This is a genomic window from Halorubrum distributum JCM 13561 (assembly GCF_000337395.1).
GTDB classification, from domain to species: Archaea; Halobacteriota; Halobacteria; order Halobacteriales; family Haloferacaceae; genus Halorubrum; species Halorubrum distributum.
This window is the reverse complement of the sequence record NZ_AOJF01000060.1, coordinates 1-301: the sequence shown is the minus strand read 5'-3', so window position 1 is coordinate 301 and position 301 is coordinate 1. Positions and strand designations below refer to the sequence as shown.

Here is a 301-nt window from a genome sequence, read left to right as displayed (position 1 = left end):
GATTCGAACCCAGGGCATCCTCCTTGCAAGGGAGGCACTCTACCGCTGAGCTATGAGCCCACCTTCCCTGACGGGAAGGTCTGGTGTGTGTTGGGTGAGCCGTGGTCGTTCTAGGGTGTCCAAGCCGGTGGGTGGGCGGACGGGACACAGTCCAATGCGAATGAGTAGTGACCGTCTCAGAAAGACGGTCTAAGGTGAGCTCGCCCAGAGGGCGAGTCTCGGGTCGGTGGAGGTGATCCAGCCGCAGATTCCCCTACGGCTACCTTGTTACGACTTAAGCCCCCTTGCGAAGCCCAGATTC

1 rRNA gene is annotated in these 301 nt (G+C 60.1%); it reads right to left on the bottom strand.

Features of this window, described 5'->3' with window-relative positions:
- Positions 1-227: 227 nt before the first annotated feature.
- Positions 228-301: ribosomal RNA gene (locus C470_RS15070) — 16S ribosomal RNA — on the bottom strand; the annotation flags it as partial.